Origin of the sequence: Mesorhizobium australafricanum (assembly GCF_033977265.1) — a bacterium.
Lineage (GTDB): Bacteria > Pseudomonadota > Alphaproteobacteria > Rhizobiales > Rhizobiaceae > Mesorhizobium > Mesorhizobium australafricanum.
In genome coordinates, this window is record NZ_JAVIIT010000027.1 from 1 (window position 1) to 21,233 (window position 21,233).

Annotated in this window: 22 protein-coding genes; 12 read left to right on the forward strand and 10 right to left on the reverse strand. The window is 65.1% G+C overall.

From position 1 onward, the window contains the following. Window positions 1–300 precede the first annotated feature (300 nt). Window positions 301–558, reverse strand: coding sequence for a hypothetical protein (locus tag RFM98_RS29725; protein ID WP_320212693.1), 258 nt, complete (start codon window positions 556–558; stop codon window positions 301–303). Window positions 559–678: 120 nt separating this feature from the next. On the opposite strand from RFM98_RS29725, the gene hemF reads away from it, so the two are divergent. The 5 genes from hemF (at window position 679) to RFM98_RS29750 (ending at window position 4,456) form a co-directional block, all read left to right on the forward strand. Continuing rightward, window positions 679–1,593, forward strand: coding sequence for an oxygen-dependent coproporphyrinogen oxidase (gene hemF / locus RFM98_RS29730; RefSeq protein WP_320312076.1), 915 nt, complete (start codon window positions 679–681; stop codon window positions 1,591–1,593). Window positions 1,594–1,839: 246 nt separating this feature from the next. Beyond that, complete coding sequence (locus tag RFM98_RS29735; protein ID WP_320312077.1) at window positions 1,840–2,100, forward strand: DUF1344 domain-containing protein; 261 nt, start codon at window positions 1,840–1,842, stop codon at window positions 2,098–2,100. 248 nt (window positions 2,101–2,348) lie between these two features. Next, complete coding sequence (locus RFM98_RS29740; protein ID WP_320312078.1) at window positions 2,349–2,534, forward strand: DUF1059 domain-containing protein; 186 nt, start codon at window positions 2,349–2,351, stop codon at window positions 2,532–2,534. Between the two features lie 284 nt (window positions 2,535–2,818). Next, entirely contained in the window at window positions 2,819–3,397 is a 579-nt protein-coding gene (locus RFM98_RS29745; RefSeq protein ID WP_320312079.1) for a hypothetical protein, read from the forward strand. Window positions 3,398–3,475: 78 nt separating this feature from the next. After that, window positions 3,476–4,456 (forward strand): S8/S53 family peptidase, encoded by a 981-nt coding sequence (locus RFM98_RS29750; protein WP_320312080.1) that lies wholly within the window; start codon window positions 3,476–3,478, stop codon window positions 4,454–4,456. Between the two features lie 22 nt (window positions 4,457–4,478). Here RFM98_RS29750 and RFM98_RS29755 read toward each other — a convergent pair whose 3' ends face one another. Genes RFM98_RS29755 through RFM98_RS29765 form a run of 3 tightly spaced genes read right to left on the reverse strand, consistent with a single transcriptional unit; the run spans window position 4,479 to window position 7,020 of the window. Next, window positions 4,479–5,747 carry a CCA tRNA nucleotidyltransferase gene (locus tag RFM98_RS29755; RefSeq protein ID WP_320312081.1) on the reverse strand — a complete coding sequence of 423 codons (1,269 nt, stop codon included), beginning with the start codon at window positions 5,745–5,747 and terminating at the stop codon, window positions 4,479–4,481. Then, a complete protein-coding gene (locus RFM98_RS29760; protein WP_320312082.1) occupies window positions 5,744–6,376 on the reverse strand; it encodes a CoA pyrophosphatase in 633 nt (210 codons plus the stop codon). The genes RFM98_RS29755 and RFM98_RS29760 overlap by 4 nt, the downstream gene beginning before the upstream one ends. Further along, the gene (locus RFM98_RS29765) at window positions 6,376–7,020 is read right to left on the reverse strand and encodes a DUF1285 domain-containing protein (protein WP_320312114.1); all 645 of its coding nucleotides are present in this window, start codon (window positions 7,018–7,020) and stop codon (window positions 6,376–6,378) included. The genes RFM98_RS29760 and RFM98_RS29765 overlap by 1 nt, the downstream gene beginning before the upstream one ends. Before the next feature lie 154 nt (window positions 7,021–7,174). Here RFM98_RS29765 and RFM98_RS29770 point away from each other — a divergent pair, with 154 nt between their 5' ends. From RFM98_RS29770 to RFM98_RS29785, 4 genes are read left to right on the forward strand one after another with little or no spacing between them, the layout of a single operon-like run. Beyond that, window positions 7,175–8,179 carry an AAA family ATPase gene (locus tag RFM98_RS29770; RefSeq protein ID WP_320212700.1) on the forward strand — a complete coding sequence of 335 codons (1,005 nt, stop codon included), beginning with the start codon at window positions 7,175–7,177 and terminating at the stop codon, window positions 8,177–8,179. Continuing rightward, the gene (locus RFM98_RS29775; RefSeq protein WP_320312083.1) at window positions 8,179–9,093 is read left to right on the forward strand and encodes a DUF58 domain-containing protein; all 915 of its coding nucleotides are present in this window, start codon (window positions 8,179–8,181) and stop codon (window positions 9,091–9,093) included. Before RFM98_RS29770 ends, RFM98_RS29775 begins: the two co-directional genes overlap by 1 nt. Then, complete coding sequence (locus tag RFM98_RS29780; RefSeq protein ID WP_320312084.1) at window positions 9,090–11,909, forward strand: DUF4159 domain-containing protein; 2,820 nt, start codon at window positions 9,090–9,092, stop codon at window positions 11,907–11,909. The genes RFM98_RS29775 and RFM98_RS29780 overlap by 4 nt, the downstream gene beginning before the upstream one ends. Window positions 11,910–11,912: 3 nt before the next feature. Beyond that, entirely contained in the window at window positions 11,913–14,000 is a 2,088-nt protein-coding gene (locus tag RFM98_RS29785; protein ID WP_320312085.1) for a hypothetical protein, read from the forward strand. A gap of 174 nt (window positions 14,001–14,174) precedes the next feature. Here RFM98_RS29785 and clpS read toward each other — a convergent pair whose 3' ends face one another. From clpS to RFM98_RS29805, 4 genes are all read right to left on the reverse strand, one after another. Then, entirely contained in the window at window positions 14,175–14,480 is a 306-nt protein-coding gene (gene clpS, locus RFM98_RS29790) for an ATP-dependent Clp protease adapter ClpS (RefSeq protein ID WP_320312086.1), read from the reverse strand. A 131-nt stretch (window positions 14,481–14,611) separates the two neighbouring features. Then, window positions 14,612–14,941: a hypothetical protein gene (locus RFM98_RS29795; RefSeq protein WP_320312087.1), complete on the reverse strand. Its 330-nt coding sequence runs from the start codon at window positions 14,939–14,941 to the stop codon at window positions 14,612–14,614. Window positions 14,942–15,094: 153 nt separating this feature from the next. Further along, on the reverse strand, window positions 15,095–15,370 hold the full coding sequence (locus RFM98_RS29800) for a hypothetical protein (RefSeq protein WP_320312088.1): 276 nt from the start codon (window positions 15,368–15,370) through the stop codon (window positions 15,095–15,097). Beyond that, window positions 15,367–15,714 carry a hypothetical protein gene (locus tag RFM98_RS29805; RefSeq protein WP_320312089.1) on the reverse strand — a complete coding sequence of 116 codons (348 nt, stop codon included), beginning with the start codon at window positions 15,712–15,714 and terminating at the stop codon, window positions 15,367–15,369. Before RFM98_RS29805 ends, RFM98_RS29800 begins: the two co-directional genes overlap by 4 nt. Window positions 15,715–15,948: 234 nt before the next feature. Between RFM98_RS29805 and RFM98_RS29810 the strand changes: the two genes are divergently transcribed. The 3 genes from RFM98_RS29810 to RFM98_RS29820 all read left to right on the forward strand — a co-directional run bounded on the left by RFM98_RS29810 (window position 15,949) and on the right by RFM98_RS29820 (window position 18,540). Then, window positions 15,949–16,665, forward strand: a complete 717-nt coding sequence (locus RFM98_RS29810) for a response regulator (RefSeq protein WP_320312090.1) — start codon at window positions 15,949–15,951, stop codon at window positions 16,663–16,665. Beyond that, window positions 16,662–18,071 (forward strand): ATP-binding protein, encoded by a 1,410-nt coding sequence (locus tag RFM98_RS29815; RefSeq protein ID WP_320312091.1) that lies wholly within the window; start codon window positions 16,662–16,664, stop codon window positions 18,069–18,071. Before RFM98_RS29810 ends, RFM98_RS29815 begins: the two co-directional genes overlap by 4 nt. Before the next feature lie 94 nt (window positions 18,072–18,165). Then, on the forward strand, window positions 18,166–18,540 hold the full coding sequence (locus RFM98_RS29820; RefSeq protein WP_320312092.1) for a YciI family protein: 375 nt from the start codon (window positions 18,166–18,168) through the stop codon (window positions 18,538–18,540). 20 nt (window positions 18,541–18,560) lie between these two features. Here RFM98_RS29820 and RFM98_RS29825 read toward each other — a convergent pair whose 3' ends face one another. Together RFM98_RS29825 and RFM98_RS29830 are read right to left on the reverse strand one after the other, a co-directional pair. Continuing rightward, entirely contained in the window at window positions 18,561–20,042 is a 1,482-nt protein-coding gene (locus RFM98_RS29825) for a pyridoxal phosphate-dependent decarboxylase family protein (protein ID WP_320312093.1), read from the reverse strand. An 82-nt stretch (window positions 20,043–20,124) separates the two neighbouring features. Then, a complete protein-coding gene (locus RFM98_RS29830) occupies window positions 20,125–21,210 on the reverse strand; it encodes a PLP-dependent cysteine synthase family protein (protein ID WP_320312094.1) in 1,086 nt (361 codons plus the stop codon). Window positions 21,211–21,233: the final 23 nt, after the last annotated feature.

A 21,233-nucleotide genomic window follows, 5' to 3' on the forward strand; every position in this document is an offset into this window, starting at 1 on the left:
ATCGCCAGAAATATCCTTCAGGCCGCAGATGCCGACAAAGTTCCAATCAGCCACCGCATCAAAAAATGCGCCTGGAATGACGCCTATCTCATCCAGGCGATAACTCATATGCGATAGCCCTGCCGTTCACGGGGAGAAGGTGCCCGAAGGGCGGATGAGGGGCGGCGCTGATTTCGGTGATTGGCTGCGGCCCCGGGGCGACGCCAAAACCATCGCCTGGCTATGCGATAGTCTCGGAAGCCGGCGCCGCCCCTCACCTGCCTGCCAGCATCCTCTCCCCGTAAACGGGGCGAGGAAATCCTAATCCGCCGCCGGCAACCGCCGCATGGTGAACTCGATGACATCGCCCGGACGTTCGAACCAGCTTTCGATCTCGGTCCAGTAGGCTTGCTTGGGGAAGCGCTCGAACCATTCCTTGGCCTTGAGGCGGGCGTCGGGGCGTGGCAGCACGAAGGTCTCGCGCAGGAATCCGTCACGCGGCTCTCTTTCGCGCTCGGCCCGCGAGCGCTCCAGCCTCTTCTTCAAGCCATCCAGCGGCGGTCTTGCCGGGGTGCGCACGAAGGAACTCCTTGCACCTTGGTCAGATGAGACTTGACCCTTGCCCCCAAGAGATTAGGGATCGCGCGCAGAAAAAACGAGTCATTTATCGGGCAAGTGCGCCTGTAGCCGGAGACTGAATTGGAAAGACCTGACCTTCCCGTGGGGCTGCCGGCCGACATCGAGCAGAAGAAGATGAAGGCCCGCCTCTGGTTCGAAGCTTTGCGCGAACGCATCTGCGCCACCTTCGAGCAGATCGAGCAGGAACTCACCGGACCGCAATCCTCATGGTCGCCCGGCCATTTCGAAAAGACCGCCTGGGAGCGCGACGAAGGCCGTGGTGGCGGCGGCACCATGTCGATGATGCGCGGCCGCGTCTTCGAGAAGGTCGGCGTGCACACCTCGACCGTCTATGGTGAATTCTCGCCCGAGTTCAGGAAGCAGATGCCCGGCGCCGAGGAGGACCCCCGCTTCTGGGCGAGCGGCATCTCGCTGATAGCGCACCCCTGGAATCCCAATGTGCCGGCCGTGCACATGAACACGCGCATGGTGGTCACCACGCGCCAGTGGTTCGGCGGCGGCGCCGATCTGACGCCGGTGCTCGACCGTCGCCGCACCCAGGACGACCCGGACACGGTCGCCTTCCATCGCGCCATGCAATTCGCCTGTGAGAAGAACGCCGCGGTCGCCGACTATCCCAAATTCAAAGCCTGGTGCGACGAGTATTTTTTCCTGCCGCACCGCAACGAGGCGCGCGGCATCGGCGGCATCTTCTTCGACTGGCTGCATTCGGACGAGGACAAGGGCGGCTGGAATGCCGATCTCAATTTCGTCCAGGATGTCGGGCGGTCTTTCCTCGTCGTCTATGCCCATCTGGTGCGCGGCAACTTCGACCGGAACTGGACCGATGGCGAGCGCGACGAGCAGCTCATCCGGCGCGGCCGCTACGTCGAATTCAACTTGCTTCACGATCGCGGCACCATCTTCGGCCTGAAGACCGGCGGCAATGTCGCCTCGATCCTTTCCAGCCTGCCGCCCGAGGTAAAATGGCCGTAACGATCCGGTGAGCGCGGCCATGGCCGCATTGTTGTCCCATTCGCCGAATCTTGGCGCGCAATGTGGCGGGCCGGATTTCTTTTTCGTCTAATATCCTTTTGAAAAAATTGAGTTATTTAAGGTCGTCGGGCCGAGAAGCGCCGGCGGTTCGCCATTACTGCGAGCCGTGACCCGACGCGACTTGACGGCCCTGATCGAGAGGGATGCCTTGCCAAACGGGCACCCGCATTTCCAGGAGAGCATGCCATGCGCAAGCTTATCGTGACGGCGGCAGCCGCCGCCTTTCTCGCCTCCGGTGGCGCCGCGTTCGCGGCGGTCAAGCACACCACCGGCACCGTCAAGAGTTTTGATGGAACGGCCATGAGCCTTGTACTGGACGATGGATCGACTTTCACGCTGTCCAAGGCCTTCAAGGATCCCGGCATCCAGACCGGTGAGAAGGTCCGCGTGTCCTGGGACATGAGCGGTAAGAACAAGATTGCCGAGGCCGTCAAGATCATGAAGTAACGGCTATCCCGGCAACGCAGGCTCAGGCAGCACGAAAGGCGGAGCACCCAGTGCTCCGCCTTTCGGTTTCGTGTTTTTGCCGCGCCGACCGCCCTTGGCTACTCTTCATGCAACCGAAACCGGCGGCATGTGTTATTGATATCCATCCGAGCAATCCCGCGAGAACGCGCCCCGCTTCCGATGGATTGCATAAACAATCGCTGGAGCGGTCGGGCTGGGTGGCTCCAGAGCGAGGAAAGGAAAACCCCATGAAGGAATTTCAGTGTGGATCGCTGGTTCCCGGCTGTGACTGGCACACGCGCGCCGGCGAGGAAGCGGAGGTCATGCGCCGCGCCGTCGAGCATATGCGCGAGACGCATGGCGAGACCGTCATCCGCGAGACCATGATCGAGGCGATCCGCTCGCGCATCCAGAAGGTTCGCGACGCCGCCTGATCGGGTCAAGTCGCAGCCTTCGAAACGTCACAAACCGACAGGCAAGATGGCGGGACGTTGCTCCCGACGCATCCGGCCTTCTTCGTTGGCGATCCCCTGATCGCCGGCCGAGGTGTTATTCATGCATAATTCAAGCAAATTCTTATATTCGTAACGGCTTAGATAACTTTGCGGTAACGGTGCGCGTGCGACCCTCCTGCCCATGATCCGGCCAGAGGCGGCTGCCCGAGGAGCCCTTCGCCATCAAGGCGCTGTCCGGAATGGTGGGGTGAGGTGCTTCGCGCATGCGCGAGCGGTCCAACATTCGAGGCGGTCTCTGCGTGGCGGCGCTGCTGTCGTGCACGTTCCTCTGTGCGTCCGCGGCAACCGCCCAGGAATGGACCACCTCGCTCGTCGATGTCCATCAGGGCTCTCCGCTCAGCGACCGCGCCAGGGGCCTCGGCAATGGCGGCTACGAGTTGCAGAGCGGAAGCTGGGTGTCCTTCAGCCGCTGGTACCATGCGAGCTGGGTCGATATGCACGTCGATCTTCTCACCCAGATCACGCCCGATACGGGCATTCTCTGGGGATTTGGCACCGGGGAGCAAGCCGAGAAATACCGCATCCAGCCCAGTCTCAAGCTTGGCTTTCTCACCCAGACCCATCCGAACCCGAACAGCACCCTGTCCCTGTCGGTTACTTCGACCTTCGGCGGCAACCTGACTGAAAAGCCCTGCGTGGCCGACTACGGCGACCTGGGTAGCTACAGCGTCAATTGCCGGCTCGCCGCTGGCGAGACGGCGCCCGAGGAAACGTTGAAGTATCTGGTGAGCGCCAAGCCGGAGACCATGCATCTCTGGCTGAACTACCGTCTCACTTTCTGATTGGAGGGCTGATGAAAATCATCTCGTCCCGAAATTCACGATCGTCCGTCCTGGTTCTTGTCTGACTGGAGAATGAACATGTCGGTTAACTCCTTGAAGTTCGGCCTCGCTGTCGCCCTGGCCACCCTTTCGGCACCGATCGCATCGGCGCAGGAGGCTCTGAGCCCAGACGAGATGGCCGCGCTCTGTCATGGCGGTGGGTCCATATGCGTGAGCGCTACAATCCCGGTCGCACGGACGACGCAGGCCGTGCAGAGCTGGATGAACCCCGATGTCGGCGCGGCATGGGCAGCCGGTTACAAGGGCAAGGGCGTCACCATCACGATGGTCGACGACTTCAGCAGCACCTCGCGCTTCTCCGGCAATTTCGGCATCGGTGTGCAGACGCAGCGGCACGGTGAATGGACGCGCGAGGAGGCAAGCATGATCGCGCCCGCGGCGACCATCCGCTCCAAGGATTTCTCGACAGGTTCGGCCGTCTCGCTGGCCGCCGGCCGCAACGTGCTCAACCTCAGCTACGGCATGTACACCACCGCGGGCTACAGCGTGAACCAGATCGGCTGGGCCCCGGAAGAGGCGTCGATCATCTATTATGCGACCAGAGGATCGGCCGTCGTCTCGAAGGCGGCCGGCAACGACGCGGTCGCCGTCGGCGGGGTCACAGGCGGCCAGCAGGACTATCTTGACCTCGCTTTGATCGGCAAATCGACGGCGATCTTCGTCGGCGCGCTGTCGACAAATGGCACGACAGCCAACAAGGCTCAGCTCGCCTGGTATTCCGACTACGCCGGCTCCAACCCGCTTGTGCAGAGCCACTTCCTCGTGGTCGGCGTCGAAGGCGCCAAGACCGGTCTTTACGGAACTTCGTTCGCCGCGCCGATCGTCTCGGGCTACGCCGCGATCATCGGCAGCAAGTTCACGAGGGCGACGCCGGTCCAGATCACCAATGACCTGCTCAACACGGCCCGCACCGACACGCTGGCCAACTACGACCCGTCCGTCTACGGCAAGGGCGAGGCAAGTCTCTCGCGGGCGCTGGCTCCCGTGGCGATACATTGACAGGCGCCGTCGCTCCGGCCGTCTAAACCTCCAGGGCTTGCGCGGCACGTTCCATGAGCGCGCCGCGTTCCAGCGTGAAGCCCGAGCCGACCCATTCCTTTTCGAGGTTCTTCAGCGTGGCGCCGAGCTTCGGCCCAGGTGACGCGCCAAGCCCGGTCAGGTCGGCGCCTTTGATCGGAAACACCGGCTTTTCCCATTTCAGCGTGAAATTGAGCAGACGTGAAAAGCCGCCGGCTTCGATCATCGCCTGATTGTCCTCGACGGCACGCGTCCGTGCGGCGGCGAGGGCCAGCCGAATGCGATCGAGATAACCGTCGCGATCGCCGTAATAGAGCTTTTTGGCCAGCTCGGTCTCGGTCATCTTCGCATCCGGGGCGATGGTCAGCGCCCAATGCCGCAGGCGATCGGCCTCTTCGTTCGAAAGTCGCAGCCGCTCGCTAAGCGTCTTCATCCGTACGGCGTCAGGCGGGACGATCGCCTCCAGTCTCAGCATCGGATCGGTGGTCCATCGCAGATCCGTCCCGGTCCTGACCAGGCCGTGAATGGCGTCGATGCCCCATTTCTCGCTTTCCGGGAGCGCGGCGGACAGCACGCCGGCCTGGCGCATCCACAGCAGCGCGCGCGAGGGATCCGGAGCCGACAGCAGCTTCTTCAGTTCCGACCAGACGCGTTCGGCCGAAAGCTGGGCAAGCCCCTCTTTCAGCCTGGCGCAGGCCTTCAGCCCTTCCGCGTCCGGCCGCCCGTCGCCATACCAGGCGAAGAAGCGGAAAAAGCGCAGGATGCGCAGATAGTCCTCGCGGATGCGCGCTTCCGCGTCGCCGATGAAACGCAGCCGCCGCGCTTCGATATCGGCAACGCCGCCGACAAGGTCGACGACCGTGCCGTTGGCTTCGGCATAGAGCGCGTTGATGGTGAAGTCGCGCCGTTCCGCATCCGCTTTCCAGTCGCGCCCGAAGATCACTTTTGCCCGCCGGCCGTCGGTCTCGATATCGGCGCGCAGCGTCGTCACCTCATAAGGCTTGCCGCCCGCCACCACAGTGATTGTGCCGTGCTCGATGCCGGTCGGCACCGTCTTGAATCCAGCCGCTTGGGCGCGTCGGATCGTCTCTTCGGGCAAGGTCGTCGCGGCGATATCGATGTCGGCCACCGGTTGGCCAAGCAGCGTGTTGCGCACCGCGCCGCCGGCGACACGCGCTTCCTCGCCGCCTTGCTTCAAAGCCGCAAGAAGCCGCTGCAGGTGCTTGTCGTCCAGCCAGCCGGCCTTGCCCGAAAGAGTGATGTCGGCGCTCAAGCGTAGAGTCTCTCGTAAAGGGTACGGACGATGCCGGCGGTGACGCCCCAGATGCGCTGGCCGCCATAGGGTATATCGTAGAAGAACCATTCGAGGTCGTTCCAGAAACGGCTATCGCGCGCGTGGTTGGCCGGCTCCATGAGGAAACTCAGGGGCACCTCGAAGGCCGCGTCGACCTCATCGGCATTGAGCGTCAGCGAAAAACCCGGCCGCACGATGGCAAGCACCGGCACGATGCGGTAGCCGCTGCCGGCGACATAGTCGGGCATGCGGCCGATGATCTCGATGAAGTCCCGCTCGAGGCCGATCTCCTCAAAGGTCTCCCGCAGCGCCGTGCCTTCAGGGCCACGATCGGTCGGATCGATCGTGCCGCCCGGAAAAGCCACCTGGCCGGAATGGCTGCGCAGTTTCTCGGCGCGCTTGGTGAGCAGCACCGTGGCGCCCTCGGCACGGTCGACCACCGGGATCAGCACCGCCGCGTCGCGCAGCGGTTTGACGTGTTCGAGCCTTGGATGGCCGGGATTGAACCGATGGTCGCCGAAATCGTCACCGGGGACGATCGCCGCCTGCGCCGCGGCACGGGCGCGAAAATCAGCGATCGAAAACGGCACCGGCGTCACCTGGTCCATCACGCGCTCAGCCGTTTCAGTTTCTCGACCGGCATGATCGGATAAGCCTCGCCGCCCGAGCGGACGGCGAACATCGCCTTGCCGTCGATGTCGATCTCCTCGCCATGTTCGACCAGTTCATACATCACCGGCCGCGCCACCAGCGCCTCCAGCCGTCCGCGCACCAGAACATAGGGTTTCAGCCCACCGGTTTCGTCCTCGTCGACGAAGCGCAACGGATGGGCGGGCCCGGCGGCGACGACGTCGCCGACATTGGTGCGGAAAGTGATGATCTGGTCGTCACCGCTCCCGGACACGTTCATTTCCACAGCGATAAAGGGCGCGTCGACGACGCGGATCCCGACGCGCTCGACCGGCGTCACAAGATAGGTCTTTCCGTCCGCATCCTTGCGCAGGACGCTGGAAAAAAGCTGTACCAGCGGCATGCGCCCGATCGGCGTGCCGAGATAGAACCAGGTGCCGTCGGCCTTGATCTCCATATCGAGGTCGCCGCAGAAGTCAGGATTCCAGCGCTCGACCGGTGCCGGCCCCTTGCCGGCCCGCGCGGCCCGGGAGATCAGCGCCTCCAGGCCGCGCGCCTCGGTGGCGCCGGCCAGGCTCGGTTCGCTCGGGCTTTGTTCACGATGTTCGCTGCGTTCCGCCATGGTCACGAAATAGTCACTGTTGTCCCGATTGTCAGCCTTGTCGGCCTAAGTCTGTGATTTAAGATCGAATGCAGGCGCCAGGCGAGGCCGAATCGCGGCATTCTGCGACATTGAGAATGCAGGCCGGCATTTCCAACCACAAGGATCGAGCGGCATGAGCGTGATGATCAAGGAAAGCCCGATCAGCGAAAAGGCGATGATCGAGGAAGCCGAAAAGGCGCTGGCCGACATCTCCAGGGTCCGCGATGCGGTCGGCCGGGTGATCTTCGGCCAGGAAGCCGTCGTCGAGCGCACGCTGGTGGCGCTGCTGGCGGGCGGTCATGCGCTGCTGGTCGGCGTGCCGGGTCTCGCCAAGACCAAGCTGGTCGAAACGCTTGGCATCGTGCTTGGCCTCGATTCGCGCCGCGTCCAGTTTACGCCCGACCTGATGCCGTCTGACATCCTCGGCTCCGAAGTCATGGAGCAGGACGAGTTCGGCAAGCGCTCCTTCCGCTTCATTTCCGGGCCGATCTTCACGCAATTGCTGATGGCGGACGAGATCAACCGCGCCTCGCCACGCACGCAATCGGCGCTGCTGCAGGCGATGCAGGAATATCACGTCACCATCGCCGGCGCCCGCCACGACCTGCCCTCGCCCTTCCATGTGCTGGCGACGCAGAACCCGCTGGAACAGGAAGGCACCTACCCGCTGCCCGAAGCCCAGCTCGACCGTTTCCTGATGCAGGTCGACATCCTCTATCCGGAAATCGAGGCGGAACGCCGCATTCTGCTCGAAACCACCGGCGTCGACGAGGCCAAGGCCGATAACGTGCTGCAGCCGGCCAGATTGAGGGAAATCCAGACACTGATCCGCCGCATGCCGGTGCCGGAAAGCGTCGTCGAGGCGATCCTCAAGCTGGTGCGTTCGGCCCGGCCCGGCCAGGGCAATGCCGAGACGGACAAGCACGTCGCCTGGGGACCGGGCCCCCGCGCCAGCCAGGCGCTGACCCTGTGCGCCCGCGCCCGCGCCCTATATGATGGCCGGTTGGCGCCGTCGGTGGACGACGTTCGCGCCCTGGCGGAGCCGGTGCTGCAGCATCGCATGGCGCTGACTTTCGCCGCCCGCGCCGAAGGCACTTCGGTGCGTGACGTGGTGGCGAAGCTGGCAAAAGGCGTCTGATGGGTCGAATAGGCGAGGTCCAGGCACCGGTTGCGACGCGCGACGCGCTCGCCCGTGGCCGGTTGCGGGCTTCCTTGGTGCCGGACCTGCTGGTCGAGGCACGCCGCATCGTCAACACGGTGATCGCCGGCTGGCACGGCCGCCGCAAGCGCGGCATCGGCGAAAATTTCTGGCAGTTCCGGCCCTATGTCGAAGGCGATGCCTCGCGCATCGACTGGCGCCGGTCGGCCAAGGACGACCATACCTATGTGCGCGACCGCGAATGGGAGGCGGCTCACACCGTCTGGCTCTGGGCCGATCCCTCCCCTTCCATGCTCTACAAATCCGCCGGTGCCGGCGTTTCCAAGGAATCGCGCGCGCTGGTGCTGGCGCTTGCCATGGCCGAGCTTTTATCGCGCAGTGGCGAGCGCATCGCCTGGCCGGGCCTGACCGACCCGTTCACCGCCCGCAACGGCGCAGAGCGTATCGCCGCCCAGCTCAGCCATGCCGGCGCGCTGCCCGCCAAGCCCGATCTATCCTCCATCCGCCGCTTCTGCGACATCGTCCTCGTCGGCGATTTCCTCGATCCGGTCGAGGAAACCAAGGCCTGGCTCGACGTGCTCGCCCGCCACGGCGTGCGCGCGCATCTGATCGAGGTGGCCGACCCGGCCGAGGAAACCTTCCCCTATGCCGGCCGCACCGAGTTCACCGATCCGGAGACCGGCGACAAGCTGACCGCCGGCCGCGCCGAGATGCTGGCCGAGGAGTATCGCCTGCTTTACCAGGCCCGCCGCGAGGAACTGGCCGCCTGGTGCAAGCGCCTCGGCTGGAGCTACACCGTCAACCACACCGACCGCCTCGCCTCCGAGGCGCTGGTGCGCGTCCATATGGCGATGACCGCCGACGGCACTAATCTTGGAAGGGCGGTCGCATGAGCTGGCTGCCGCTTTCCTTCGGGACACCCATGGTGCTGTGGGGCCTTCTGGCGCTGCCGGTGATCTGGTGGCTGCTGCGGCTCACCCCGCCCAAGCCGCAGGCGGAGGTTTTTCCGCCGCTGAAAATCCTCGCCCGGGTCCTGAGACGCGAAGAGACCCCGCAGCAAAGCCCGTGGTGGCTGACGCTGCTTCGGCTGCTGATGGCGGCGCTCGTCGTGATGGCGCTGGCCGAGCCGGTCTTCAATCCGCGCGAAAAGCTGCCGGCGGAAGGTGCTGCCCTGGCGCTTGTCGTCGACAATGGCTGGGCAAGCGCTGCCGACTGGTCCAAGCGCGTCGCTACCGCCGAGCGGCTGATCACCGATGCCGGCTCGAACGGCGTGCCTGTCGTCATTGCCTTCACCGCCGAGAAACCCAATGCCGAGATCGGTCCTTTCGATGCCTCGGCCGCGCTCGGCCATCTGCGCGCCGCCAAGCCGCGTCCGGTCCCGCCGGACCGTCCTGCCGTCTACGCCCGCGTCGCCGCCGCGTTGGAGCGCCTGCCTGGCGCCAGCGTCGCGGTGCTCGCCGATGGGCTTGCCGCCAAAGGCGACGAGGCCGCTTTCAAGACGCTGCTCGAAAAGAACGCGACGCGGCTGGTCTGGGTCGCGTCCGACCGGATGTCGCTAACCGGCCTGATTGGCGCCGACAACCAGGTCGACGGCTTCGCTCTGACCGCCATTCGCGCGCCGGGCGATCCGGCGCCGGCGCAGGTCACCGCGGGCGCCTTCGACGACAAGGGCCGCCGCATCGCCGATGCGACACTGACCTTCGCGCCCGGCGAAGCCACCGCCACGGCCACGATGACGGTCCCGTTCGAGCTGCGCAACGACTTCGCCTCGATCGCGCTCGACGGCGAGCATCAGGCCGGCGCCGTGCGCGTGCTCGACGAGAGTTCCAAGCGCCGCCGCGTCGGCCTTCTGTCGCAGACCGAGGCCGACCAGGCGCAGCCGCTTCTGTCGCCGCTCTACTACATCCGCCGCGCTCTGCAGCCCTTTGCCGACCTGGTCGAGCCGTCGAGCGCCGATCTCGCCGACGCCATTCCGCAGCTTCTCGACCAGAAGCCGGCGATGATCATCATGGCCGATGTCGGCACCATCCCGGAGCAGGTCAAGCAGCGGCTGGTCGATTGGGTCGACAAGGGCGGCACGCTGGTCCGCTTTGCCGGCCCGCGCCTTGCCGCGGCCGGCAATGACGATGACCTCCTGCCGGTCCGGCTGCGCAGCGGCGAGCGCGCACTGGGCGGCGCGCTGTCGTGGACGACACCGCAGGCGGTTACCGAATTCCCGAAGAACGGTCCCTTCGCCGATCTTTCCCCACCCTCCGAGGTGACGGTGAGCCGGCAGGTTCTGGCCGAGCCGACGCCCGACATCGTCGAGCGTACCTGGGCCACGCTTGCCGACGGCACGCCGCTGGTGACAGGCATGAAGAAGGACAAGGGTACGCTGGTGCTCTTCCATGTCACGCCCGAGGCGACCTGGTCGACCCTGCCGATCTCGGGCAGCTTTGTCGAGATGCTGAGGCGCGTCGTGCAGTTGTCGCGCAACCAGGGCGCCGCGATCGCCAATGCCGAAGCCACGGCCGCGTCGCTCGCGCCTTACCGCATGATCGGCGCCGACGGCATGCTGACGCCGCCCTCGCCCGATGCGCGGCCGCTGGTCCCCGGCGCCGGCCCGCTGCCGGTGACGCTGGAAAACCCGCCCGGCCTTTACGGCTCGGAGACCGGCGTGTTCGCACATAATCTTCTCAACGCTTCGAGCACATTCGCGCCGCTGGCGCGCCCGCAGCTGTCGCTGCCGGTGACAGCCGTTCCCTATGCCTTCGATGAATCGGAGAACCTCAAGGGGCCGCTGGTCGCCATTGCGCTCCTGTTGATGGTGCTCGACACTCTGGCCGTGTTCTGGATGGGCGGCCTGCTGGCGCGCCGGCCGCGCCGCTCGGCCGTGGCGGCCGCAGCCGCAGCTCTGGTCGTGCTGGGCGGCCCCTTCGGCCACGCCGATCTCGCCCGCGCCGACGATTCGAAACCCGGCGACGCCCAGGCGATCGAGGACATCTCGAAAACCCGCATCGCCTATGTGATCACCGGCGAGCCCGGCGTCGATGCGATCAGCCGCGCCGGCCTCGAAGGCCTGACACGTTTCCTCATCGAGAAGACGGCGCTCGAGCCCGGCCCCCCGGCTGGCGTCGACATCGCCAAGGACGAGCTGTCCTTCTTCCCGCTGATCTATTGGCCGATCGATGCAACGGCGCCCATGCCCAGCCAGGCGGCGATCGCCCGCATCGATGCCTATATGCAGCAGGGCGGCACGGTTCTGTTCGACACGCGCGACCAGTTTTCAAATGGCATCGGCGCCGGTTCGGCAAGCCCGGCGACCGAGCGGCTGCGCGACATCCTCGCCAATCTCAACGTGCCGCCGCTGGAGCCGGTGCCGTCGGACCACGTGCTGACCAAATCCTTCTTCATCCTTCCGGAGTTCCCCGGCCGCTTCAACGGCAGCCCGCTCTGGGTCGAGGCCTCGCTCGAGGCAAGCAACACCGAAAACCGCCCCGTGCGCACCGGCGACGGCGTCTCGCCGATCATGATCACCGCCAACGACTTCGCCGGCGCCTGGGCCGTCGATGAGAACGGCGATCCAATGCTGCCGACCGTGCCGCCGGACCCGATGCAGCGCGTCTACGCGCTGCGCGCCGGCGTCAACATCATGATGTACATGCTGACCGGCAACTACAAATCCGACCAAGTGCATGTGCCCGTGCTGCTCGAACGGCTGGGGCAGTAGCTCATGAACTGGTCGATCTCCTTCGAACCGCTGGTATCCTGGTCGCTCTTTGGCCTGCTCTTCGTGCCGTTGCTGCTGTTGGCGCTGGTCGGCCTGTGGTTTCGCCAACGCGGCTCGGCGCTGCGCTTCATCGCGCTGCTCGCGCTTGCCGCGGCATTGCTCAACCCGGTGTTCCTCGCCGAGGAGCGCGAGGTGCTGAAGAGCGTCGTCGCCCTCATTGTCGACCGCAGCCAGAGCCAGGACATCGGCGACCGCGCCAAGCAGACCGACGAGGCGCTGGCCGGGTTGCAGCAGCGTCTTGCCCGCTTCAAGCAGTTCGATGTCCGTGTCGTCGAGGCCGGCAAGTCCGAAGCCGCCGACGAGCGCACCGAAACCAGGCTGTTCAGCGCGCTGGAGGGCACCTTCCGCGACGTGCCGCCGTCGCGCATTGGCGGGGCGATCATGATCACCGACGGCGAGGTGCATGATGCGCCCGCCGGAGCGCCGGAATTCAACGCGCCGCTGCACGCGCTGATCACCGGCAACGAGCATGAGAAGGACCGCCGCATCCGCTTCGAGAACGCGCCGCGCTTCGGCCTCGTCGGCAAGCCGCTCGACATGACCTACCGTGTCATTTCGACGGAAGGCGATGGCGCCCCGGTGGATGTGCGCGTCTCGGTCAATGGCGAGCAGGTCTCGGTCGAGCACGCAACCGTCGGCCAGCCGATGAAGCTGCAGGTCACCATACCCAATGCCGGCCGCAACATCGTCCAGCTCGGCATCGACCGCGAGCCGGGCGAGCTGACCGACGCCAACAACCGGGCGATCGCCTTGGTCGACGGCATCCGCGAGAACCTGCGCGTGCTGCTGGTTTCCGGCGAGCCGCATGCCGGCGAGCGCACCTGGCGCAACCTTTTGAAGTCGGACGCGTCGGTCGATCTCGTCCACTTCACCATTCTGCGCCCCCCCGAAAAGCAGGACGGCACGCCGATCAATGAACTGTCGCTGATCGCCTTTCCGACGCGCGAGCTGTTTGTCGAGAAGATCAAGGATTTCGACCTGATCATCTTCGACCGCTACCAGCACCGCGACGTGCTGCCGATCCTCTATTACGACTACATCTCCGAATATGTCGAAAAGGGCGGCGCGCTGCTGATTGCCGCCGGTCCCGAATATGCCGGCGAAAACTCGATTGCGCGCACGCCGCTGAACGCCGCGCTGCCGGCGATGCCGACCGGCGAAGTGGTGGACAAGGCCTTCTATCCGCGTCTGACGGATCTCGGCCAGCGTCATCCGGTGACGCGCGGGCTCGACGGCTCGGCGAGCGAGCCGCCGCATTGGAGCCGCTGGTTCCGCACCATCGGTGTCAAGAATCCGGAAGGCGAAGTTGTGATGAAGGGCGCCGACGACCGGCCGCTGCTTCTGCTCGACCGCAAGGGCGAAGGTCGTGTCGGCATGCTCTTGTCCGACCAGGGCTGGCTGTGGGCGCGCGGCTTCGAGGGCGGCGGGCCGCATGTGCAGCTCTATCGGCGCATCGCCCACTGGCTGATGAAGGAGCCGGAGCTGGAAGAGGAACGGCTCACCGCCGACGGCCGCGGCATGATGCTTGAAATCCGCCGCCAGACGATGAGCGACGATCCGGGCCCCGCCCAGGTGATCACGCCTTCCGGCAAGGCGGTGACGGTGAAGCTTGAAAAATCCGAACCAGGCATCTTCACCGGCAGCCTGCAGACCAGCGAGATCGGCCTTTACCAGATCGGCAATGGCGACCTTACCGCGCTTGCTCATGTCGGTCCGATCAACGCGCCGGAATTCTCGGATGTCGTCTCGACCGAGGACAGGCTGAAGGCGCCTGCCGGGGCGACCGGCGGTAGCGTGCGGCGGCTGGCCCCGTCATCGACGCTCGGCAATCTCGCCGGCGGCGTTACCCTGCCGTCGATCGTGCCGGTCCGCTCTTCGGCGGCCGCTTCGGGTGACGACTGGATCGGCCTGCGCACCACCGACGACAGCACGCTCAAGGCCGTCTCGCGCGTGCCGCTGTTCGGCGGCTTCCTCGGCCTCGGCCTGCTGCTGCTCGCCATCGGCTCGATGTGGTATCGCGAAGGGCGGTAGCGCCGCCTGTTCCTTCTCCCCTTGTGGGAGAAGGTGGATCGGCGCGATAGCGCCGAGACGGATGAGGGGGTGCTCCAGCGGAGTGAGACGTAAGCTTTCCCTGGAACGCCCCTCATCCGACCGGGCTTCGCTCGGCCACCTTCTCCCACAAGGGGAGAAGGAAAAAGGCGCCCCCTACTCTTCCGGCTCGACGGTGAACAGCAGCGGATAGCCCTTGGCCTTGCCGGCATCGGTGGCCCGGGTCGCCTTGGTTTCCGCGATATCCTTGGTAAACACCGCGACGACGCACACGCCGCGCGTATGCGCGGTGATCATGACGCGGTGCGCCTGATCCTCGCTGAGCTTGAACTCACCCTTGAGCACCGTCACCACGAATTCGCGCGGCGTAAAGTCGTCATTGACGAGGATGACCTTGTAGAGCTTCGGCCGCTCGGTTTTCGGCTGCGTCTTGACGCGGGGCTTGATGACGGTTTCGGGCATCGGAATCCACCAGCGATGAACTGGGTTTTCATTCTTACTTTGTCACGCAGGAGCACACACGTCCATTTGTCCGCACGGCAGCGGCGCGACCCGGACGATGAAAGCTAATGTGGGAAAGCGTTGCCTGTCGTTCAACGGCCTTGCCGGTGCATGGTCGTGCCTGACCGGCCTGAACCGCCATCGTCCACGCCCGATCCGCGTTCCATGAACGCAAAGAGCAACCAGGCGATAAGGCCGATCACGGTCGCGCCGGTGAGCACGATCAGGATCCAGGATTGTGTCGGGGTGATGTAGTCGAAGCTGGACGAGATCACCGGCGCGAAGAGCTCTGGCTCGGTCCTGCCACTGGCGGGATCCGGTACCGGGCTGGCGGTGAAAATAATCAACGATCGCGCCACCGCGGTGGCGATTAGGCCGCCGAGGGTCAGCGAGCGCATCCGGGACGAAAACCGCTTCTTCATGCGGATTGTCCTACAGCACCGGCATTGCGATCGGGTTAAGGATCGGACTTGGCATGGCAAGAGCCTGCCGGTTTCGGGGTCCTGCCGCAGGTAAGCCGCCCCGGCCGAAATCGGCTGGAGCGGCCTTCGTCTAAATTGGTGCCGAGCCCTGGATCAGGGCTTCTTGGCGGCGGGCTTCGCGGCAGCAGGCTTCTTTGCCGGCGCCTTCTTCGGAGCCGGGCACTTGTGCTTCTTGGTCGGCTTGCAGACCTTCTTGGCCGCTACCTTCTTCGGGGCAGGCTTAGCGGCCATATCGGTCGCCGGAGCGGTGGTCGTCGTGGTGGAGGCAGCCGGAGCAGCGGCCGTGGTGGCGGCGGCGTTGCCGAGAGCCGGCATCGAGAAGGCGAGGGCAACAGCGAGGCCGAGGGCGGAGAGGATGGACTTTTTCATGGCTTGGTTTCCTTACTATGCAGGTCGGTTTTGGGTGCCACTGCATCGGGATCGATCGGTGTCACTCCAAGCAGCTTCAAAGCGTTTGCGAGCATCCGGATGCCCTGCGCCTGTTTCTTGTTGGCGCAGAACCGGTTTCCCTTTCTTTGAAGTGCCTTCGCCGCGGTGACCTGCGTTGCCGCGGCATGGGTTTCGAGGGCTTCGTCGACTTGACGGCTGAGATTAGTGCAGCGCTCCGTCCGGGTGAGCGGTGGTGCGACCTTTGCGGTAGAGGCGCCGGCCGCTGCCGTGATGAGCGATATGCTGAGCAAAGCACCCGTCACGCTGATCCAGAACCTCTGCATTGATCTCGTCCGTCACTCCGGAGACTTGCGTCGCAGCCATCACCTGACCGCCACGGCACCGGTTATGGCCTTGAAATTTTTCACCAGTTTTTCCCGATTGTAGAATTTTGTTTCTGGATTGTTTCTGGGAGGGCGAGCCGCCGGACGCCGCCGCCACTGGCCAAGATGTGGCCCGAATTCTATCGTGTGGGTGGTCGGGAAGGGATTGCTTGGCTAACAAATGACAGGGTTCCAGTGAAATCCGATGCACACATACTGATCGTCGACGACGACAAGGGCATACGCGACCTGCTGCAGGAGTTCTTCCAGAAGCGCGGCCTGCACACGACGGCGGCCGGCGACGGCACCGAGATGGAAGCGATCCTGCGCCGCACATCTGTGGACCTGATCATCCTCGACGTGATGCTGCCCGGCAAAAGCGGCCTCGAGCTTTGCCGCGAGATCCGCGCCAACTACGCCACGCCGATCATCATGTTGACCGCGGTCACCGAAACGACCGATCGCGTGGTGGGCCTCGAAATGGGCGCCGACGACTACGTGCCCAAACCCTTCGATCCGCGCGAGCTTTTGGCCCGCATCCGCGCCGTGCTGCGACGCAACGGCAGCGCCGAGCCGCGGCGCGCTGCCGCCAAGCAGATCTACCGCTTTGCCGGCTGGACCATGGATTGCGCGCGACGCCGCCTGACGGCGCCCGACGACGTGCGGGTGGAGCTGACGATGGCGGAGTTCAACCTGCTGCAGACCTTCGTCAAGAGCGCGCAGCGTGTGCTCACACGCGAACAGCTGATCGAGCTTTCCGGCGGCGACACCGGCTACAGCTTCGACCGCAGCGTCGATATTCTGGTGAGTCGCCTGCGCCGCAAGATGGAAGACGATCCGAAAACGCCGAAACTGATCCTGACCGTGCGCAGCGGCGGCTATCAGTTCCTGCCCGAGACGACGTCCGAATGAGACGCTTCCTGCCGCAGACCCTGCCTGTCTGGGTGCTGCTCATCGTCATTGCCGGCCTCATGATCAGCCAGGTCGGGACGCTTTACATCGTCGCGCGCGACCGCGCGGCCGCCAACGGTATCGTCGATCTCTACCGGCTGAACGACCGCGCCTATTCGCTGGTGCAGCTGATGCATGACGCCACGCCCGAAGAGCGCAAGGCGACCGCGTCCGGTTTGTTCAACTCGACCTATGCGCTGACGGTTTCGGACACGCCCGCCGTCACTTCCTCGATCGCCGGCGACGACCAGCTGGCCGAGCTGGAGGACATACTGGTCGGCCGCCTGTCGAAATTCGGCATCACCGACGCGCGGGTGCGGCGCGATCCGGCCACCCAGGAGTCCGACGTCCCGGACGGCGAGGCGGTGAACAAGGATGTCGGCCAGGTCGAGCGCGACCTGCTGGTTCTCGCCGCGGATTTCGCGCAGAGCGACAAGCTGACGGCCTCGCTGCGCTTTTCCGATGGACAGTGGTTGAATTTCACCGAACCGATCACGCCGCCAGGACCGATCCTCAGCCTCGACAGCCTGCCGCTCTACTCGCTGATCGCCGGTTTGATCGTGATCATGTCGATCTGGTCGCTGCGCCGGCTGACCGCGCCCTACCGGATGATGGAAACGGCGGTGACGCGCATCGGCAACGATCTGAAAAGCCCGCCGATCGCCGAGAGCGGCAGCCGCGAGATCCGCGCCGCGGCAAAGGCCATCAACGCCATGCAGATGCGGCTGCGCGACTATGTCGAGGACCGCGAGCATCTGGCCGCCGCGCTGGCGCATGATCTGCGCACGCCGCTGACCCGGATGCGCCTGCGCCTCGAGCTGTTGCGCAGGTCGCCGGCGCGCGAGGCGCTTGCGCACGACCTCGCCGACATCGAGAGCATCGCGAGCTCCGTCATCGACTTCGCCAAATTCGAGGTGACCGAGGAAAAGGCCGAGCGGATCGATTTCTGGTCGCTGGTGGAATCGGTCGCGGACTCCTTCGACGGCGCATCCTTCGACGAAGACGTGATCCCTTCCCGCGGCCTGATCTGCATTGCGCGGCCGGTGGCGCTGCGCCGCTGCATCACCAATCTCATCCAGAACGCTGTCACCTACGGCAAAAAGGCGCATCTCGGCGTGCGGCGATCGGGCGACACGATCACCCTTTCGATCCGTGACGAGGGTCCCGGCATTCCGCAAGCGAAACTGGACGCGGTGTTCGGCTCCTTCGTGCGGCTGGAGGAATCGCGCAACCGCACGACCGGCGGGCTCGGTCTCGGCCTCACCATCGCCCGCAACATCGCCCGCGGCGCCGGCGGTGAGGTCGATCTTTCCAACTATCCCGGCGGCGGCCTGCTGACCGAACTGCGGCTACCTGTGGCAACTTGAGTCAGCAGGCGGCTGCCTGATCCCAATCCGCTACTGGATCGGCCGGCTCTTCCTTGTGATAGTGCCGCCCGACTCGGCATGAGGAGACCGCATCATGTTCTACGCTGTCCTTGCCTATCACGTCGAAGAGGCCGTCCAGTCCTGGACGCCTGACGAGGATGCGGCGCTGATGAAAGACCTGCTCGATGTCAACGACAGGCTGACCCGCGAGGGCAAGCTCGGACCGGCGGCCAGGCTTGGCGCGACGGCGGATGCCGTGACGCTGCGCGGTCCGGGCGACGGCATGGTGATCGACGGTCCCTTTGCCGAGACCAAGGAACAGTTGCTCGGCCTCTATGTCCTCGACTGCGCGGACCAGGACGAGGCGATCGCCGCCGCGCGCGATCTCAAGCGCGTCAATCCCAGCGCCGTCTACGAGATCCGGCCGATCATGCTCTATCTGCCGGGCGCGTCGCTGGCGGCCAGTTGAGAAAGGTTCCCTGACGCGCTTCAGACCGATGTCCCGGCTGCCTCGATTTCCCGCCCCAGCCGGAGCATTTCGCTGACCAGCAGGTCGAGATCATCGCGGCGCGTTCGGTGATTGGCAATTGCCACCCTGAGGCAGTGCTGGCCGCTCACAGTGGTATCGGACAGGGCCGCGATGCCCTCCTCCTGCAGCCTGAGCATGATCTCGGTGTTGAACGCCTTGAGCCTTTCCTCGGACGCGCCAGCCAGCCGGTGACGGAAGCTGACGATGTTGATGGTGGTCGGCGCCATCAGCTCTAGCGCCGGCTCCGCGTCGATCAACCGGGTGAGGTAACGGGCCTGGGTGATGTTCTGGTCGATCAGCCGGCCGAATTTCTCGGCCCCGTGCTCCTTCAGCGCCATCCAGATTTTTAGCGCGCGGAAGCCGCGCGAAGTCTGCAAACCGTAATCGTGCAGCCACTCTCCGGATGCAAGGCCGCGCGGCGTGGATTCCAGATATTCCGGCGTGACGGCAAATGTGTTGCGGTGCGCCGATGCGTCCCGCACCAGCGCACAACCGGCTTCGAACGGCGCATGCAGCCATTTGTGGGGATCGAGCGCGACCGAATCCGCCTGCTCGATGCCGGCGACCAGCGACCGGCTCTCAGGTGCGATCGCGATCAGCGCGCCGATACAGCCGTCGGCATGGAACCAGAGAGCCTCTTCGGCCGCCACGCTCGCCAGCGCCTGAAGGTCGTCGACGGCGCCGGTGTTGACGGTGCCGGCGGTGCCGATCACGCAGGCCGGCTTGAACCCCGCCTCGCGATCCTCCGCGATTGCCGCCTTGAGCGCGGCGATATCGATGCGCAACCCGGCATCGGTTGGAATCCGTCGCAACGCCCGATTGCCGAGGCCCAACACTTCCATGGCCTTGCGGTGACAGGAATGGACCTGGTCCGAGGCATAGTAGCGCAGCGGCTTGGGGATGGCGCCGACGCCACGTTCGCGTATGTCGACGCCGGCCTTGACGTTGCGCGCCACGGTCAACCCGATGATGTTGGCCATCGAGCCGCCGCTGACCAGCGTGCCGCTGGCCGTGGCCGGAAAGCCGACCATCTCCTTGCACCAGTTGACGACCTGGCTGTCCATCAAGCCGGCGGCATGGTTGCCGCCACCGAGATTGGACCCCTGGATCGCCGCCAGGAAATCGCCGAGCGCGCCGGTGAAATTGCTCGATCCCATGTACCAGGACCAGAAACGCGGATGGACGTTACCCATCGGGTAAGGCATCACGTTGCGGGCGACATCGTCATAGACGTCGGCCACCGGCGCCGGCGATCGCGGCAAGGGCGCGCTGAAAAATGCCCGCACCTCGGCCGGCATCTCGCGCCAGACCGGACGCTCACGGACATCCTTGAGATAGGTGATGGCATCGTCGAGAATCCGGTGCGAGAGCGCTCCGACATCGGTCCAATCCGGTGGGTCGAGCGTTTCGTCCGCGTTCGTCGCTTCCTGAAAGGTGTCCATCCGTATCTCCCGCCGGCATGTGGGTGATCGTGTGCAAAAAGGCGACGCCGCCGTTCGAACGGCGGCGTCGCGGTATCTATGTTCAGGCCTCGAACTGACAGCTCGGCGTCGAGCGCGACAGCGCCGTTTCCTCGGCGTCCATGTCGGCGTCGATGCCATCGAAGAGCGGCGTCGACATATAGCGCTCACCCGTGTCGGGCAGCATGCACAGGATAACCGAGCCGGCCGGCGCGGTGCCGGCGATCTGGCGCGCCACGGCGAAGGTGGCGCCGCCCGAAATGCCGGTGAAGATACCCTCCTGCTGCGCCAGCGCCTTCGCCCACTTGATGCCTTCGGGGCCGGGGATCGGCACCACCTGGTCATAGTAGCGCTTGTCGATCGCCTCCTGCAGCACGTTGGGGATGAAGTCCGGCGTCCAGCCCTGGATCGGATGCGGCTCGAAAGCCGGATGGCTGGCGGCCGGAGCGCCGTCGGCGCCGCGCTCCTGTGTCTTGCCGCTGCCGATCAGTTGCGCATTGGCCGGCTCGGCAAGCACGATCCTGACCTCCGGCCGCTCGCGGCGAAGCACGCGGCCTACGCCGGCGACGGTGCCGCCCGTGCCGTAGCCGGTGACCAGATAGTCGAGGCGCGACCCCGCGAAATCGTTGATGATCTCGCGGCCCGTGGTCGCCTCGTGGATGGCGGCATTGGCTTCGGTCTCGAACTGGCGGGCCAGGAACCAGCCATTGGCTTCGGCAAGCTCGACCGCCTTATTGTACATGCCCAAACCCTTCTGGGCGCGCGGCGTCAGCACCACTTTGGCGCCAAGCATGCGCATCAGCTTGCGGCGCTCGATGGAGAAGCTGTCGGCCATCGTCACCACCAGCGGATAGCCCTTCTGCGCGCAGACCATGGCAAGGCCGATGCCGGTATTGCCGCTCGTTGCCTCGACCACCGTCTGACCGGGCTTCAATTTGCCGCTGCGCTCGCCTTCTTCGATGATGTTGAGCGCCAGCCGGTCTTTCACTGAGGCCGCCGGATTGAAGAATTCGGCCTTCACATAGATCGTCGCATGCGCCGCACCGAGATTGTTGACGCGGATGACCGGCGTGTCGCCGACCGTATCGAGAATGCTGTCGAACAGCCGGCCGCGCCCCGCCGTGGTTCTGATTTTCAACTGATGCAACATGGCTTTGCTCCTTGACGTGCTCA